15 protein-coding genes are annotated in these 14,792 nt (G+C 61.3%); 11 read left to right on the plus strand and 4 right to left on the minus strand.

Annotated features, from left to right (window positions below; genetic code table 11):
* Positions 1-2: 2 nt before the first annotated feature.
* From LQK84_RS07105 to LQK84_RS07130, 6 genes are all read left to right on the plus strand, one after another.
* Positions 3-422, plus strand: a complete 420-nt coding sequence (locus LQK84_RS07105) for a hypothetical protein (protein WP_230827996.1) — start codon at positions 3-5, stop codon at positions 420-422.
* A gap of 68 nt (positions 423-490) precedes the next feature.
* Positions 491-1,075: a rod-binding protein gene (locus tag LQK84_RS07110; RefSeq protein ID WP_230827997.1), complete on the plus strand. Its 585-nt coding sequence runs from the start codon at positions 491-493 to the stop codon at positions 1,073-1,075.
* A gap of 14 nt (positions 1,076-1,089) precedes the next feature.
* Positions 1,090-1,455, plus strand: a complete 366-nt coding sequence (locus tag LQK84_RS07115; protein WP_442966928.1) for a hypothetical protein — start codon at positions 1,090-1,092, stop codon at positions 1,453-1,455.
* An 8-nt stretch (positions 1,456-1,463) separates the two neighbouring features.
* Entirely contained in the window at positions 1,464-2,021 is a 558-nt protein-coding gene (locus LQK84_RS07120; RefSeq protein ID WP_230827998.1) for a hypothetical protein, read from the plus strand.
* A gap of 312 nt (positions 2,022-2,333) precedes the next feature.
* Positions 2,334-3,146, plus strand: coding sequence for a WecB/TagA/CpsF family glycosyltransferase (locus tag LQK84_RS07125; RefSeq protein ID WP_230827999.1), 813 nt, complete (start codon positions 2,334-2,336; stop codon positions 3,144-3,146).
* 124 nt (positions 3,147-3,270) lie between these two features.
* Positions 3,271-4,224, plus strand: coding sequence for a hypothetical protein (locus LQK84_RS07130; protein ID WP_230828000.1), 954 nt, complete (start codon positions 3,271-3,273; stop codon positions 4,222-4,224).
* A 72-nt stretch (positions 4,225-4,296) separates the two neighbouring features.
* Here the strand turns inward: LQK84_RS07130 and LQK84_RS07135 are convergent, their stop codons facing one another.
* A complete protein-coding gene (locus tag LQK84_RS07135) occupies positions 4,297-5,319 on the minus strand; it encodes a LacI family DNA-binding transcriptional regulator (protein WP_230828001.1) in 1,023 nt (340 codons plus the stop codon).
* A gap of 295 nt (positions 5,320-5,614) precedes the next feature.
* On the opposite strand from LQK84_RS07135, the gene LQK84_RS07140 reads away from it, so the two are divergent.
* The 5 genes from LQK84_RS07140 to LQK84_RS07160 all read left to right on the plus strand — a co-directional run bounded on the left by LQK84_RS07140 (position 5,615) and on the right by LQK84_RS07160 (position 12,169).
* Positions 5,615-6,979 carry an ABC transporter substrate-binding protein gene (locus tag LQK84_RS07140; RefSeq protein ID WP_230828002.1) on the plus strand — a complete coding sequence of 455 codons (1,365 nt, stop codon included), beginning with the start codon at positions 5,615-5,617 and terminating at the stop codon, positions 6,977-6,979.
* Between the two features lie 227 nt (positions 6,980-7,206).
* Positions 7,207-8,217, plus strand: coding sequence for a carbohydrate ABC transporter permease (locus tag LQK84_RS07145; protein ID WP_230828003.1), 1,011 nt, complete (start codon positions 7,207-7,209; stop codon positions 8,215-8,217).
* 1 nt (position 8,218) lies between these two features.
* On the plus strand, positions 8,219-9,379 hold the full coding sequence (locus LQK84_RS07150) for a carbohydrate ABC transporter permease (RefSeq protein WP_230828004.1): 1,161 nt from the start codon (positions 8,219-8,221) through the stop codon (positions 9,377-9,379).
* Positions 9,380-9,412: 33 nt separating this feature from the next.
* A complete protein-coding gene (gene bglA / locus LQK84_RS07155; RefSeq protein ID WP_230828005.1) occupies positions 9,413-11,062 on the plus strand; it encodes a beta-galactosidase BglA in 1,650 nt (549 codons plus the stop codon).
* Positions 11,063-11,080: 18 nt separating this feature from the next.
* Positions 11,081-12,169, plus strand: coding sequence for an ABC transporter ATP-binding protein (locus LQK84_RS07160; RefSeq protein WP_230828006.1), 1,089 nt, complete (start codon positions 11,081-11,083; stop codon positions 12,167-12,169).
* 132 nt (positions 12,170-12,301) lie between these two features.
* Here the strand turns inward: LQK84_RS07160 and LQK84_RS07165 are convergent, their stop codons facing one another.
* Genes LQK84_RS07165 through LQK84_RS07175 form a run of 3 tightly spaced genes read right to left on the minus strand, consistent with a single transcriptional unit; the run spans position 12,302 to position 14,759 of the window.
* Positions 12,302-12,898: a GNAT family N-acetyltransferase gene (locus LQK84_RS07165; RefSeq protein WP_230828007.1), complete on the minus strand. Its 597-nt coding sequence runs from the start codon at positions 12,896-12,898 to the stop codon at positions 12,302-12,304.
* Between the two features lie 9 nt (positions 12,899-12,907).
* Positions 12,908-13,393, minus strand: a complete 486-nt coding sequence (locus LQK84_RS07170) for a GNAT family N-acetyltransferase (protein WP_230828008.1) — start codon at positions 13,391-13,393, stop codon at positions 12,908-12,910.
* A 10-nt stretch (positions 13,394-13,403) separates the two neighbouring features.
* On the minus strand, positions 13,404-14,759 hold the full coding sequence (locus LQK84_RS07175) for a metallophosphoesterase (protein ID WP_230828009.1): 1,356 nt from the start codon (positions 14,757-14,759) through the stop codon (positions 13,404-13,406).
* Between the last annotated feature and the right edge of the window lie 33 nt (positions 14,760-14,792).

Raw genomic sequence — 14,792 nt, forward strand, 5'->3', positions numbered from 1 at the left:
ACATGGCGGACAAGGGCAGGGCAGCCAAACTGAAACGCCTCGTCGCCGTCCAGCGGCACATGGAACGCATCGCCGAGCTTGAGCTTGCTGAAACCACGCAGCGGCGGCAGGAGCTCTCCGAGCGGATGGACGAGGCCATTGAAGCGATCGGCTCCTTCAATCCGATCCATGCCGGCATGAAGTCGCAATATGCCGCACAGTACGGCCGCCTCTCCGGTGAAGACCAGCGCCTCGATGATCTCCAGGACAGCCAAGAAAAGCAGATCCTGAAGGAAAAGGCGAAAGGCGACCGGCTGGAGGAAAACTGGAAGGATGCCCGCTCGGCTGAGGATCGTGAGAAGGAAGACAATGCCGTCATCGATCTGATCGAGATGCGGCTTTCCATGCCCGCGCCAGCCTCCAGCAAGCTTGGCGGAGAATAATAGCGTCGCAAGATTATTTTGCGCCGGCGCGTCGCTTGCGACGGCTTCGAAATGAACGCGAGGCAATCATGGCAATTTCTCCCCCCAGCGATATCGTGATGGACGTCGTCAACGCGGCTGACCCGACGCGCGTGCAAGAGGCGCAAGAGAAGCTGCGGACACAGACGGCAACGCTCGCCGCCGCGCGGCTCACGCGACAGGATCAGGGTTTCGCCACCGATGTCGCAAGTCTCGACCGCGCTGTCGGCATGCGCCTTGACCGGACGAATGCGCCGCACACGGCGACAAATGTCACCTCCAGCGAGGCGCAGACGCCGGAGACCTACCGCAAGTTCGAAGCCATGGTGCTGCAGAACTTCCTCAAATACATGATGCCGAACGACAGCGAAGACGTTTACGGCAAGGGCATGGCCGGCGACATCTGGAAGAGCATGTCGGCCGAGCAGATCGCCAACTCGATCGCCAAGCGCGGCGGCATCGGCATTGCCGACCACATGATGCGCGGCGGCATCTACGATGAAGGCCTCAAGCCGAAGGATCACGCGGCGGAAAGCGGGCGCATCAACAATGTCGCATCGATCATCGCCGCCCAGCAGCAGCGGGTCGGCATGGCCGATCTTCTGCCCGGCACTGACACCAAGACCAAGGGTTGAACGCTATGAACATGTTGGAAGCAACGCCGGGTGATACGCGCATCACCAATGTTCTGGGTCGTCTCGAACTCATCATCGACAACGAGAACAACAGGCTCGGCGCCGATCCGGAATTCGACATCAAGGCGTCGAATGCGCAGAAGAGCCGTTGCCTATACGAACTGACGATGCTGTTCCGCGATACGAAGCCTGAATTCGTTCCGCCGACCTTCGCCACCCAGATGCGTGTCCTCAAGGCCAAGCTGAACGCCAACGCGCGCAAGGTCCAGGCTCATATGGAGGCTGTCCGCGCCGTTGCGGAGATCCTCAAGGGGGCCGCCCGCGACGCCGAGAACGACGGCACCTATCAGCAGGAACACTTCCAGTATAGCGAGTTCTGAAACCGGCCATGCTCAAGCTCGTCATCTCCGGGGTATGGGTTGCGATCGTCGCTTTGATCGCGACCTATTTTTCCGTGCAGATGGCGCTTGCACCCAAGGTCGATGAGGCGGCTGCCGCCCGCAAGGCGGCCGAGGAGACGGTTCGCGGCGAATTGACCAGTCTGCCGGTCATCGAGGACGGCGCGGTCAAGGGCTATTTCCTGACGCGCCTGTCCTATGTGGTCGACAAGGTGAAGGTGACGACGATCCATGTTCCGCTGGATGTCCTGATCACCGACGAGCTGTACACCTCGCTTGTCGGCGACCGGATGATCAATCTGGAACAGCGAAGCAGCTTCGACGTCGCGGCCTTCCGCCAGATGATCAAGGAGGCCGTGAACAAGCGGCTCGGCCAGGAAGTTGTCTACGACGTCCTCATCGAGCAGATCGACTATCTCTCCAAGGAAGACCTTCGCGCCAGCATGGCGCAGAAGAAGGGGACGATCCAGAGCGGTGAATCCATCGTGAAGGGCGAGACGCCCAAGGATGGCACACACGAGGAGAAACCTGCCGCCGAAGGGCATTAACGATTTGGTAAACCTCCTTCGAAATGTCAAACTGGATAATGAATGCTTAAAATCAATTAGGTCATTGATTTAACAAAGTAAAATACGGGCTATGTTATCCCTTCCCATGCCCTTTTGGCCTACCTCTTAATAAAAGGTAAATGGAAAGCCCCGGAATTGACGATACCCGTTAGCAAGGTCTTTAGGGGATTTGACTAGCGTCACCTCACCGCAAAATGTGGTTGAGGCAAGTTTCATGCGTAATGTGTCCGTTCCGAGTTCTCAGGGCTGCGTACCCCGTACCTGTCGCTCCCCAAATGGGGAGGCGCGCTCGTGAACCACATATCTCACCTGAAGTCGGCCGCCGTCAGCCGTCGGGCGATCCTTGGCCTTGATGTGTCCTGCTTCACCTATGCAGAGGCGCTTGCTTTCGCCAACCAGATGGCGTGCCTGCCCCTGGGGCAGACCGTGATATCCTTCCTCAATGCCAACAACGCCAACATCATGTATGCCGACGCGGAATACCGTGAGGTTCTTGCCAGGCAGATGATCCTGCCCGACGGCGTCGGCGTCGATATTGCGGCGACCGTTGTCTATGGCGACAAATTCCCGGCAAACCTCAACGGCACGGATTTCGTGCCGGCTCTGCTGACCTACATGGATCGCCCCAAGCGCATCGGTCTCATTGGCGGCCTTGGCGACGTAGCTGAAAAGGCGGCGATGAACTTCAAGCGACACGCGCCCTGGCATGAGTTTGTCGTCGTTTCGGACGGCTATTTCGATGATGCGGATTCGGTGGCGGTGGCGGAGCGTGTCGAAGCGCTCAAGCTGGACATTCTGCTGGTCGGTCTTGGCAGCCCGAAGCAGGAGAAGTGGGTCGACAACTACATCCGGCCCGAACATGCGAGGCTTGTCCTGTGTGTCGGCGCGCTGTTTGATTTCGTCGGCAAGGCCGTGCCGCGCGCTCCGCGCGTCGTCCGGCGGCTGCGCTTGGAATGGATATTCAGGCTGCTGATCGAGCCGAAGCGGCTTTGGCGCCGCTATATCATCGGCAATCCGCTTTTCATCGCCCGCACGTTGCGCCAGGCGTTCGTCGTGCGGGTTCTGGGACGCCCCTATCTCCACGGCGAGAACCTCACCGTCTGAGATCGGTTCCGGGCGCCCGCCGTTAACCATTTATTACCCTTGTTTGTTTAACAACGTTAAGGAATTCGTTGTTCTATGCAGGGGCAGATGCATGGTTGGAAGCATTTCAGTTCGGGCATTTGGCATGGGCGACGCATTGTCGGCATGCCGGAACCTCAAGCCACGCCGTTGGGCCGCAGCAAGCCTTTGCATCCTGCTTGGCCTTTCTGCCGCATCTCTCATGGGCTGGCAAAACGCGCCGAAGTCCGCGCCTGCGCAGGTCGTGGCGTTTTCCGGAAACGATGGCTCCAGCGTGGTGGCGCCGGCAGAAGCCGTTGCGCAAATGCGCAAGGGGATCCTCGCCCCGGCCTCCCTGCTCAAGACGAGCGCAGAGCTTAATCTCGCGGAAAGCGGCTTCTTCGGTGACAGGAAAGCCGAGGATGTTCTCGCCGCCGCCATCGAGATTGCCCCTTCCGACCGCGCGTCCGTCATCGACATCAAGGTCAATTCAGGCGCGCCGGCCTTCGACGCGTTGATCGCCAACCACATTGCCCGCAGCCTGACCGCGCAACCCATCGCTCAGGCAAAGGCAACTCCGCCCGCCTCTGCCGAACCGATCGGCTTCACGCTGGTTTCCAAGGCCCGCGTCATCCCTGCCGGCTCGGTCCTGCTTTATCAGGCCGAACTCGTCATCCTGTCGCTGCTGATGGCTGCCTCGGTCGTCGCGCTCGGCGTGGCGCGCGAATTGCGCACGAGAAGCGAGCCCGTCGACATGCCGGCAAGGCCGACGGCCGTGGTGCCGCGCGGCATTCTCGAGCAGATCGACATGCTGGAGCGGATGTGGCCTGAAACCGGCCGCCAGAATTCCATGCCGGAAGGCTCCAACGATGAGCCGGAACAGTTTGAACTCAAGCCTGCACGTGACATCGTTGTGCGGATGGCAGAGCTTCGTCTGGATGCGCGCAAGGCCATGCAGCAGCCCTCGGAAGAGGCGCTGGAAGATGTCCTGACCGACATGCAGTCCCTGCGCGACCAGGTGCGTTTCATCACGGCAGAGCAGCTGCGCCGCCGTCGCAAAGTCAATGCTTTCGGCCGGTAAGCTCCGAGCAGGCCATCAAGAGAAGATCCCGAAGGCCGCGCCCCGCGCGGCCTTCTGCGTTTCAGGTTGGGCTCAGGCGGGGGCAGGGCCCGTCGAGGCCCGGACGATCAGCTCGGCCTCCCAGAGTTCCTGGTCGGGCAGGTCGCTGGACCCTTCAAGCGTTTCGATCAGCCGTTGCCCGATCCGTGCGCCGGCAGCCTTCAGCGATGAGCGCGTCGTCGTCAGCGGTACGCTGAAATTCTCCGGACGAAGCGTCGACAGCACGTCGTCGTGAGCGATCAGCGAGATATCGGTGCCAAGCTTCAGCCCGGCCTTGTTGATGGCCCGCACGGCCCCGAGCGCGAGTGCCGTACTGGCGCAGAGAACGGCCGTCGGCCTTTCCGGACGAGCCAGAAACCGCTCCATCGCGCGGAAGCCTGCCTGATCGCTCATGACACTGTGATGCACGAGGTCAGAGGGAAGCGTGAGACCTGCCTCTGCGAGAGCCTTTTCCAGACCGATCTTGCGCCGCATGGCGAAGGTGAAGCGCTCCATGCCATTCATCAGCGCAAAGCGCTTGTGCCCCAGCTGCAGCAGCAGCTTGGCGGCCGTGTAGAAGGCGCCTTCGTTGTCGACGTCGAGATAGGGATAGTCGTGCACGTCTCCCATGATCCTGCCATGCAGCAGATAGGGGATGGACGAGGAGCGCAGAAGGTCAACCCGTGGGTCGGGGTCGACGACATGCGCCAGGAAGATCGCATCGACATAACCGCTGGCAATCAGCCGCTTGATGGCATTGACCTCGTCGTCGGGCGAGGCAGGCGCCATGACGAAATGGAAGTCGTGTTTCACGGCCTCTTCGGCCAGCCCGCTCAGGAATTCGCTGAAATGCGGATCGCCGCCGATCTCGGGCGCGCTCTGCATGACGAGGCCGATCGACTTGGCCTTGCCGGTCGCAAGCCGTTGCGCCGCCTTGTTCGGTTTGTAGCCCGTCTGCTGCGCTGCCTTCAGCACGCGTTCGCGGGTTGCCTCGCTGACCTCCGGATAACCGTTCAGCGCACGGCTCACCGTCGTTTGCGAAAGCCCCAGCCTGTCCGAAAGCTGCTTCAGATTCACCGAACATCCCCTCTTGTTCTTCAAAGCGCTTTGAATAATTCTACGTGCGTCATCCTGAAGCGCATGTTAATCTACCCTGAGAATGCCGGCTGATCAAATGTGAAATCCATGTTTTGCAGCGCGTTAAAGGTATATTGCGGCGCAATAGGCGTCGATGTTCAGCCTAAGTTGTATGTCCCCTCTTGACTCCGGTCGGAGAATGGTGGGATGAATGGCGCTCAAAGCGCTTTGGGAAAGTGCTTTCATTCAGACGATTTTTGAGGCCGAAGGGCCGATTGCTAGGGAGGCAAATCAGATGAAGAAACTGTTGCTTTTGGGTGTGGCGGTTGCCGCGCTTGTCGGCGGTTCCGCACAGGCGGCTGATCTCAAGTTCAAGCCGGGCGAGGATTCCAAGTTCAACTGGGCAAGCTATGACGCCTTCAAGAAGGCGCATGGCGATCTCAAGGGCGAGACGCTGACCATCTTCGGCCCCTGGCGCGGCGAAGACGAGAAGCTGGTGACCACCGTTCTCAACTATTTCTCGGAAGCGACCGGCGCGACGGTCAAGTATTCCTCTTCTGAAAACTACGAGCAGCAGATCGTCATCGACACGCAGGCCGGCTCTCCGCCGAATATTGCAATCCTTCCGCAGCCGGGCCTGCTCGCAGACCTCGCCTCCAAGGGCTTCCTGACGCCGCTCGGCGACGACACCTCCAAGTGGGTGAAGGACAATTACGGCGCCGGCCAGTCCTGGGTCGACCTCGGCACCTACAAGGGCAAGGACGGCAAGAAGGCCTTCTTCGCATTCCCCTACAAGGCCGACCTGAAGTCGCTGGTCTGGTATGTTCCTGAAAACTTCAAGGAAGCCGGCTACAAGGTCCCGGCGACCATGGAAGAGCTGAAGGCGCTGACGGAGAAGATCGTCAAGGACGGCGGTACGCCGTGGTGCATCGGTCTGGGTTCCGGTGGCGCGACCGGCTGGCCGGCAACCGACTGGGTCGAAGACCTGATGCTGCGCACCACGACGCCGGAAAACTACGACAAGTGGACGACGAACGAACTGAAGTTCAACGACCCGATCGTTGAGAAGGCGATCGACGAGTTCGGCTGGTTCGCCAAGAACGACAAGTTCGTCGACGGCGGCGCCAAGGCTGTCGCCTCGACCGACTTCCGCGACAGCCCGAAGGGTCTCTTCGGTGTGCCGCCGAAGTGCTACATGCACCGCCAGGCCTCCTTCATCCCGTCTTTCTTCCCGGATGGCACGAAGCTCGGCAAGGACGCGGACTTCTTCTACTTCCCGCCCTATGCTGCGCATCCGGAACTCGGCAAGCCCGTCGAAGGTGCTGGCACGCTGATCACGATTGCCAAGGATAGCAAGGCCGCTCGTGCCTTCGTTGCCTTCCTGCAGACGCCGATCGCGCATGAAGTCTGGATGGCTCAGTCCGGCTTCCTGACACCTTACAAGGGCGTGAACACGGCAACCTACGCCAACGACACCCTGCGCAAGGAGGGCGAACTGCTGACCTCGGCAACCACCTTCCGCTTCGACGGTTCGGACCTCATGCCGGGCAAGATCGGCGCGGGCGCATTCTGGACCGGCATGGTCGACTATGTCAGCGGCAAGTCTTCCGCTCAGGTCGCCGACCAGATCCAGAAGGCCTGGGACGGCCTGAAGCAGTAACAAGCTCGAAGACGCCGGCTCAAAGCCGGCGTCTTCTTCCATGGCTTCGCCAGTTCAGCAGCCGGTTTTTCTGTCCGGCTGCCTCAAGCAGAACCAGTGTCAGAAATACAAAAAGCCGCTGCCACGCTGAGGGACCTCGCGAGGCCGGATGAAGAAGAGAAGCGTGATCGTTCGGACGACCTGTTGAGGTTCGCTGTACGCCGGTCTCGCCGGATGGGGAGGGGAACATGCTGTCGCAAATCGTGTCGGCTCTGATAGTCATGGTGGTCGGCGTCTTCGTCGCCGCAGCCTACTTTTACCTCACGAACCGCGCGCTCGACCTCGCATTGCCCGACAAGGGCGATGTGGTCACGGCCTCGCGCAATCTGCGCACCAGGGCGATGATCCGGCCATGGCTGTTCCTGGGCCCCGCTGTCCTGCTTCTGACGATCTATCTCGTCTATCCCGTGATCGCCACCTTCATACTGTCGTTCTACGGCCGCGATGCGCAGGAATTCGTCGGCGTCTCCAACTACATCTGGGCGGCAACCGACGCGGGTTTCCGGCAGTCGATCTTCAACAACATTCTCTGGCTTGCCGTCGTTCCGGCCGCCTGCACCTTCTTCGGCCTCGTCATCGCCGTGATGACCGACCGGCTGCCCTGGGGCAATTTCGCCAAGAGCCTCGTCTTCATGCCGATGGCGATTTCCTTCGTCGGTGCGTCCGTCATCTGGAAATTCATCTACGACTACCGCGGCGAGGGACAGATCCAGATCGGTATTCTGAATGCCATCGTGCAGTATTTCGGAGGTCAACCGGAAGTCTGGCTCGCCATTCCGTTCTGGAACAACTTCTTCCTGATGGTCATTCTCATCTGGATCCAGACCGGTTTTGCCATGGTGATCCTGTCGGCGGCGCTGCGCGGCATTCCGGAAGAGACGATCGAGGCCGCCGTCATCGATGGCGCCAGCGGCTGGCAGATCTTCTGGAAGATCATGGTTCCGCAGATCTGGGGCACGATCGCCACAGTCTGGACGACCATCACCATCCTGGTCCTCAAGGTCTTCGATATCGTCCTCACCATGACCAACGGCCAGTGGAACACGGAAGTTCTTGCCAACCTCATGTTCGGCTGGATGTTCCAGGGCGGCGGCGACAGCGGGCGCAGCGCGGCCATTGCCGTCGTGCTGATGATCGCGGTGACGCCGATCATGATCTGGAACATTCGTCGTGCCAACGAAGAAATGAAGGGGCGCTGAGATGAGCATCGGCAAGCGTCTGGCCCGCATCGGCCTTCCCCGTCTGATCGTCAACCTCACCGTTCTTGTCGTCGTGGCGCTCTGGGTCATGCCGACGCTCGGCATCTTCGTCTCGTCCTTCCGTGACAAGGACCAGTTGACCGTGTCGGGCTGGTGGACCGCCTTCTCATCGTCCGAGCGCAACGAGGCCGGACGCCTCGGCGCCCTCGACCTGATGAAACAGGACGGCCCGCTTTATGTGATCTCGGGCAATGTGCTTGAAGGCAAGCCAGGTTCGGTCAGCGCATTCGGCACCAAGGCCGTGGCACCCCGGGCCTACAAGGCCGGCACCGAGGCTGACCTTGGCGATGGCATCAAGCTGGCGATCAATTCCGACGGCAGCTACCGCTACACCAGCAACGCCCCCTTCACCGAAGACAATACCGGCCGCCGCATCTATCTCGCCGTCGCGACCCCGCCGGTCTTCACCATGACCAACTATCACAACGTCCTGACGGGCGAGGGCATCGGCCAGTCCTTCGTCAACTCGCTGACGGTGGCAATCCCCGCAACCGTGATCCCGATCCTCGTGGCAGCCTTTGCGGCTTACGCGCTCTCGTGGATGAGCTTCAAGGGTCGCACGCTGCTGCTCGCTGCCGTGGTAGGTCTGATCGTTGTGCCGCTGCAGATGTCGCTGATCCCGCTTCTGCGTCTCTATAACGATGTGGGCACTTTCCTTGGCGTTCCATCCAAGACCTATGCCGGCATATGGCTCGCGCATACCGCCTTCGGCCTGCCGCTCGCCATCTACCTGCTGCGCAACTACATCGTCGGCCTGCCGAAGGAGATCATCGAAAGCGCGCGTGTCGATGGTGCGGGCGACTTCGAGATCTTCACGAAGATCGTCCTGCCGCTCTCCTTCCCGGCGCTCGCCTCCTTTGCCATCTTCCAGTTCCTCTGGGTCTGGAACGACCTGCTCGTCGCCATGGTCTTCCTCGGCACCGACAAGGACAAGCTGGTGCTGACCGGCGCGCTCAATGCGCTTCTCGGCTCGCGCGGCGGCAACTGGGAAATCCTGTCGGCCTCGGCTTTCGTGTCGATCCTCGTGCCGCTTCTCGTCTTCTTCTCACTGCAACGCTATCTCGTTCGCGGTCTCCTCGCCGGCTCTGTCAAGGGCGGCTGAGGCAGCGAACCATTTGAAATCGGACTGACATTCATGAACCAGACACTCAGAGGCAATCTCGTTCCCGACGCAGACTGGTGGCGCGGTGCGGTGATCTACCAGATCTATCCGCGCTCCTATCAGGATAGCAATGGTGACGGCGTGGGCGACCTCAAGGGCATCACCGGCCGCCTGTCGCATATCGCCGAGCTTGGCGCCGACGCGATCTGGATCTCGCCCTTCTTCAAGTCGCCGATGAAGGATTTCGGCTACGACGTGTCGAACTATATCGACATCGACCCGATCTTCGGCACGATTGCCGATTTCGACGCGATGATTGCGGAGGCCCATCGCCTCAAGCTGCGCGTGATGATCGACCTCGTCATCTCTCACACCTCCGACCAGCACCCCTGGTTCGTTGAAAGCTCGGCGAGCAAGGACAACGACAAGGCTGACTGGTATGTCTGGGTCGATCCCAAGGACGACGGCACGCCGCCCAACAACTGGCTGTCCATCTTCGGCGGTTCCGCCTGGGCCTGGGATCCGGGCCGCTGCCAGTATTATCTGCACAACTTCCTGACCTCGCAGCCGGACCTGAACTTCCACAACCCGGACGTCCAGAACGCGCTTCTCGACGTCGCCCGCTTCTGGCTGGAACGCGGCGTCGATGGCTTCCGCCTCGACACGATCAACTTCTATTTCCACGACAAGCAATTGCGCAGCAATCCGGGCCTTCCGCCCGAGCGCCGCAATGCCAACACGGCGCCCGCCGTGAACCCCTATAACCACCAGGAACATCTCTACGACAAGAACCGTCCGGAGAACCTGGAATTCCTCAAGCGGCTCCGCGCCGTCATGAACGACTATCAGGACATCGCCGCAGTCGGCGAAGTCGGCGACAGCCAGCGCGGTCTCGAGATTGCCGGCGAATACACGTCCGGCGGCGACAAGATGCAGATGTGCTACGCCTTCGAATTCCTGGCGCCCGAGAAGCTGAGCCCGAAATTCGTGGCCGAGGTTCAGCGCGCCTTTGAAGTCGCTGCACCCGAAGGCTGGGCCTGCTGGGCCTTCTCCAACCACGACGTCGTGCGCCATGTCACCCGCTGGGGCGAGGGCATTTCCGACAAGCAGGCTTACGCGAAAATGCTGAATGCCCTGCTGCTGACGCTGCGCGGCTCGGCCTGCATCTATCAGGGCGAAGAACTCGGCCTGCCGGAAGCAGACCTCCAGTTCGAAGACCTGCAGGACCCTTACGGCATTCAGTTCTGGCCGGAATTCAAGGGCCGCGACGGTTGCCGCACGCCCATGGTCTGGGACGGCTCGAACTTCGGCGGCTTCTCGACCGCCAAGCCCTGGCTGCCGGTTCCGCCGGAGCATCTGCCGCTTTCCGTCGCAGCGGAAGCTGCCGACGAGGCATCGGTGATGGCGCAATATGGCCGCTTCCTCGCCTTCCGCAAGCAGCATCCGGCCTTCGCCAAGGGCGAGATCGTCTTCACGCTGGAAGACGGCCCGGTTCTCGGCTTCGAGCGCAAGCTCGGCAATGAAACGATCGTCTGCTACTTCAACATGTCGTCCGGGCCGGAAACGGTGGCAAAACCGGAAGGCATCCTGGAGACGCTGACAGGACACGGTTTCGAGGCCAATCTGACGGACGGTCAGATCGTGCTTCCGGCCTGGGGCGCATTCTTCGCCCGCGTACAATAACAAGAGGGAGGACAGGGCATGGCAGGTGTGGTTCTGAAGGACATCCGCAAGTCCTACGGCGCAATCGACGTCATCAAGGGCGTCGATCTGGAGATCAAGCAGGGCGAGTTCGTCGTCTTCGTCGGCCCCTCGGGCTGCGGAAAATCGACATTGTTGCGCATGATCGCCGGTCTTGAGGAAATCACCGGCGGCGAGATGATCATCGACGGCCAGCGGGTCAACGAAGTGCCGCCGGCGCGCCGTGGCATCGCCATGGTCTTCCAGTCCTACGCGCTCTATCCGCATATGACGGTCTATGACAACATGGCCTTCGGCATGCGCATCGCCAAGGAAAGCAAGGAAGAGATAGACCGCCGCGTCCGCGCTGCCGCCGATATCCTCCAGCTCGGTCCCTATCTGGAACGCCTGCCCAAGGCGCTTTCCGGTGGCCAGCGCCAGCGCGTCGCCATCGGCCGCGCCATCTGCCGCAACCCCAAGGTCTTCCTCTTCGACGAGCCGCTGTCGAACCTCGACGCAGCATTGCGCGTCGCCACCCGCATCGAGATCGCCAAGCTCAACGAGCAGATGGCCGACACGACGATGATCTACGTCACCCATGACCAGGTCGAGGCCATGACGCTCGCTGACCGCATCGTGGTTCTGTCTGCCGGCCATATCGAACAGGTCGGCCCGCCGCTGGAGCTTTATGAGCGCCCGGCCAACCTCTTCGTCGCCCAGTTCATCGGCTCGCCGGCCATGAACATCGTTCCGGTCACGATTGCTGAAACGGGCGATGCGACACGCGTTTCGCTGCACGGCGGCAGCACGGTCAATGTCCCGATCGCCACGGCAGCAAGCGAAAAGGGCAAAGCCGCCAGCTTCGGCGTTCGCCCGGAAGACCTGACGCTGACCACTGGCGACGACTATCTCTTTGAAGGCACGGTCGACATCGTCGAAGCCCTCGGCGAAGTCACGCTTCTCTATCTCCAGGACCTGACCGACGACGAACCCCTGATCGCCAAGCTGCCGGGCATTGTCGATATCCGGAAAGGTCAGAAGATCAGGCTCGCTGCGGAAGGCTCGAAGCTGCATCTGTTTGACGGGGCGGGCAAGACTTATCGCCGTTAATCCGTCTCCACGGCCGTCATGCTCGGCCTTGTGCCCAGCATCTGCCCACGGGAGATTGATCCGCTCCGTCAATGGATGAGGCGGTGTGTTCAGATCCTCGGGACAGGCCCGAGGATAACGTCAGAGGAGGGGTCAGACGTCCTTCCCTGCATCGCTCCGGGCCAAATCGGCGAAAGCCGCGTCCATGAATTCCGCCGTTTCGGCATCGCGAGCATCTGCTTCCGCGACCAGCCGCGACTGTCTGCGGGCCTCGATCTCCACCCACTCCCGCTTCAGGATCGACATCACCACCAGATTGGCCCGTGTGCCATCGGCCAGCGGATAGTGCTCTCTCAGCACGCCATCGAGCTGCAGGCCGCAGGCGGTATAGACATGCCGGGCACGGGCATTGGTCTCGAACGCATCCAGCCAGAACTTCTCCGCACCATAGTCATCGAAGGACAGCCGGATCAGCGCGGACAGGAACCGCTTGCCGAATCCCTTACCCGGCGAACGAATGGCGATACGCTTGAGATAGACAACGCCATTGGCCGCACCGACACCTTGCAGGATGGCAAAGCCAGCAGCCCCCGTCTCGTCCTCCAGCATCAGATAGCGACAATCCGCCGCCGCCATCAGCGCCTCATGCTGCGCGCGCTCCGATCGGCCGACATAGGCATCGAAGCCTTCTGTCCGCTCGATCGCCATGATCGCGGGAAGGTCGGATAGGGTCGCGGGGCGGATGTTCATGGGGCAATCTCAAGCAGATTCGAATTGCCAAACCTCTCGCAAAAGCCCGTAGCGCGCAATATCGACGGTCTCGCCCGCCGCCGAAACGCCACCGTTTGGAAGCCGGGCTTCCAGCATGAAGCCGTTGCGCTCATAGACATGCCGCGCGCGGCTGTTCGTTTCGGCGACGCGCAGCCAGAAGCGTTGCGTCGAAGGGGCCTCGAAGGCGATGGCCTTTGCGTGGTCGAGCAATCGTTGCCCCGCGCCGTTGCCGGGTGTTCGCGCGGCAAGCCGGTTCAGCCGGATATGGCCTTCGCCGGTGACGAAGCCGCGCAGCAGCGCAAAACCCTGAACCGCGCCGTCTTCTTCCATAACCAGCACCCGGCAATCCGGGTCGGAGAGATGCGCGCGATGCTCATCCTCCGAGAACCAGCCGAAGAACCTTTCGAACCCGGGCGTCCGCTCGATTTCGATGATGGCGGCAATGTCGGCTTCACGCGCAGCGCGGATCGCCATCGATGCGGCCTCAGGCCTTGCCGAGTGCTTCGACGACCAGCGTCTTCAGCTTCAGGTCAGGCACTTCGCTAAACGCGATGTCCTCGCGGCCGAAATAGGCCTTGCGGTTGATCGCCGACCAGTCGTTGCAGGCAATGACATAGGTCTTCTTGTCGCTCGTCTTGTCCGGCACGGCATAGAGGAAATCGCCGGTGCGGGCGGAAAGCGGCACATCGCCATCCTGGTTGCAGCGCTTGAGGATTTCGGCAAGCGTGGCCGCATCCACCTCGGCCTTCATGATCTTGCCTTCGAACCGCACGGCGGCATTGTAGTCGAAGCGCGTGACGTCACCCTTGGGCAGGCCGGTGCCGAAAGAGGTGTGACCGATGAAGCCGATATCCGCGCCCACCTTGGCGGCAATCGCCGAGGCCGTGAAGCGGGCGGTTTCGCCCAGCGTCTCGGCCTTGGTGGTCTTGGCAACGACCGCTTTGTCCTCGTCTTTCAGATTGGCTGCCAGAACCTTGGCGATGACAGCCTTGAGGTCTTCGGCCGCCGGCCCGTCGCGATCGATGGCCACCCGTTCGATCGTGGCCGCCTCGCCGGGGGCTGCGATATGCGCGACGGTCAGCAGCGAGCCCCAGGAGCCGGTATGCAGATAGCGCGTCTTGCCGCTCTCATGCACCAGCGTCAGATGGTCATGCCCGCCGATCATCAGCGTGCCATCGGGCAGCATCGGCAGGATATCGCGGTCCGGCACGACGCCGGCGTGGCTGAGCACGATGTTGATGCCGTCCTTCTTCAGCAGGGCCGGCAGGTTGGCGCGCGCCCATTCGACCGGCTGCGGGATCGCCAGCATGTCGCGCGAGCCCTTGGGATAGGTGTTGATCGCGTTGACGCCGAGCGCTGCAATATTGAGCGTTGTGTCGCCAACCTTCAGCGTCGCGGAGGCTTCCGTATAGGGCTTGCCGGTGCGCTTGTCCTCGATATTGCTGAGAACCGTGACGCCGAGGCCCTTGGCGCGTTCGACGAAATGGGCAAGGTCGTTGTCGAGGTCGGACTCGTGATTGCCGATGTTGAAGACGGTCGGCGCGAGCTTGGCGAGCGTGCCGAGGAATGCCCAATCGGCCTCGCCGGCAGAGCGCGTGGCGACCACATTGCCGCCCTCGAAGAGGTCGCCGTTGAAGAGAATGACCTGCGGACGCTTGGCAGTGGACACCCGAGACTGGATTGCCAGCAGCAGTTGCGCCATACGCTCATAGGCCGAGTGGAGATCGGAAAGAATGATGAAGTCGACGCCGGTCTCCGCTGCCGCTGCCGGCAGGCTCACGAAGGGGAGGAGGGCGGTGGAGGAAATCATACCCAGAACGACACGACGGTTCAGCAACATGGTTGGCATTCCTTTTAAGGCAATTCTGACAAA

This window comes from Rhizobium sp. C4, assembly GCF_021026315.1.
GTDB lineage: Bacteria > Pseudomonadota > Alphaproteobacteria > Rhizobiales > Rhizobiaceae > Ensifer_A.

What these genes read in the sequence shown, in the direction of transcription:
- LQK84_RS07105 (WP_230827996.1), top strand. Translation starts at nt 3, where the DNA reads ATGGCGGACAAGGGCAGGGCAGCCAAACTGAAACGCCTCGTCGCCGTC.
- LQK84_RS07140 (WP_230828002.1), top strand. Translation starts at nt 5,615, where the DNA reads ATGAAGAAACTGTTGCTTTTGGGTGTGGCGGTTGCCGCGCTTGTCGGC.
- LQK84_RS07145 (WP_230828003.1), top strand. Translation starts at nt 7,207, where the DNA reads ATGCTGTCGCAAATCGTGTCGGCTCTGATAGTCATGGTGGTCGGCGTC.
- LQK84_RS07170 (WP_230828008.1), bottom strand. Translation starts at nt 13,393, where the DNA reads ATGGCGATCCGCGCTGCGCGTGAAGCCGACATTGCCGCCATCATCGAA.
- LQK84_RS07110 (WP_230827997.1), top strand. Translation starts at nt 491, where the DNA reads ATGGCAATTTCTCCCCCCAGCGATATCGTGATGGACGTCGTCAACGCG.
- LQK84_RS07175 (WP_230828009.1), bottom strand. Translation starts at nt 14,759, where the DNA reads ATGTTGCTGAACCGTCGTGTCGTTCTGGGTATGATTTCCTCCACCGCC.
- bglA (WP_230828005.1), top strand. Translation starts at nt 9,413, where the DNA reads ATGAACCAGACACTCAGAGGCAATCTCGTTCCCGACGCAGACTGGTGG.
- LQK84_RS07130 (WP_230828000.1), top strand. Translation starts at nt 3,271, where the DNA reads ATGGGCGACGCATTGTCGGCATGCCGGAACCTCAAGCCACGCCGTTGG.
- LQK84_RS07160 (WP_230828006.1), top strand. Translation starts at nt 11,081, where the DNA reads ATGGCAGGTGTGGTTCTGAAGGACATCCGCAAGTCCTACGGCGCAATC.
- LQK84_RS07165 (WP_230828007.1), bottom strand. Translation starts at nt 12,898, where the DNA reads ATGAACATCCGCCCCGCGACCCTATCCGACCTTCCCGCGATCATGGCG.
- LQK84_RS07120 (WP_230827998.1), top strand. Translation starts at nt 1,464, where the DNA reads ATGCTCAAGCTCGTCATCTCCGGGGTATGGGTTGCGATCGTCGCTTTG.
- LQK84_RS07150 (WP_230828004.1), top strand. Translation starts at nt 8,219, where the DNA reads ATGAGCATCGGCAAGCGTCTGGCCCGCATCGGCCTTCCCCGTCTGATC.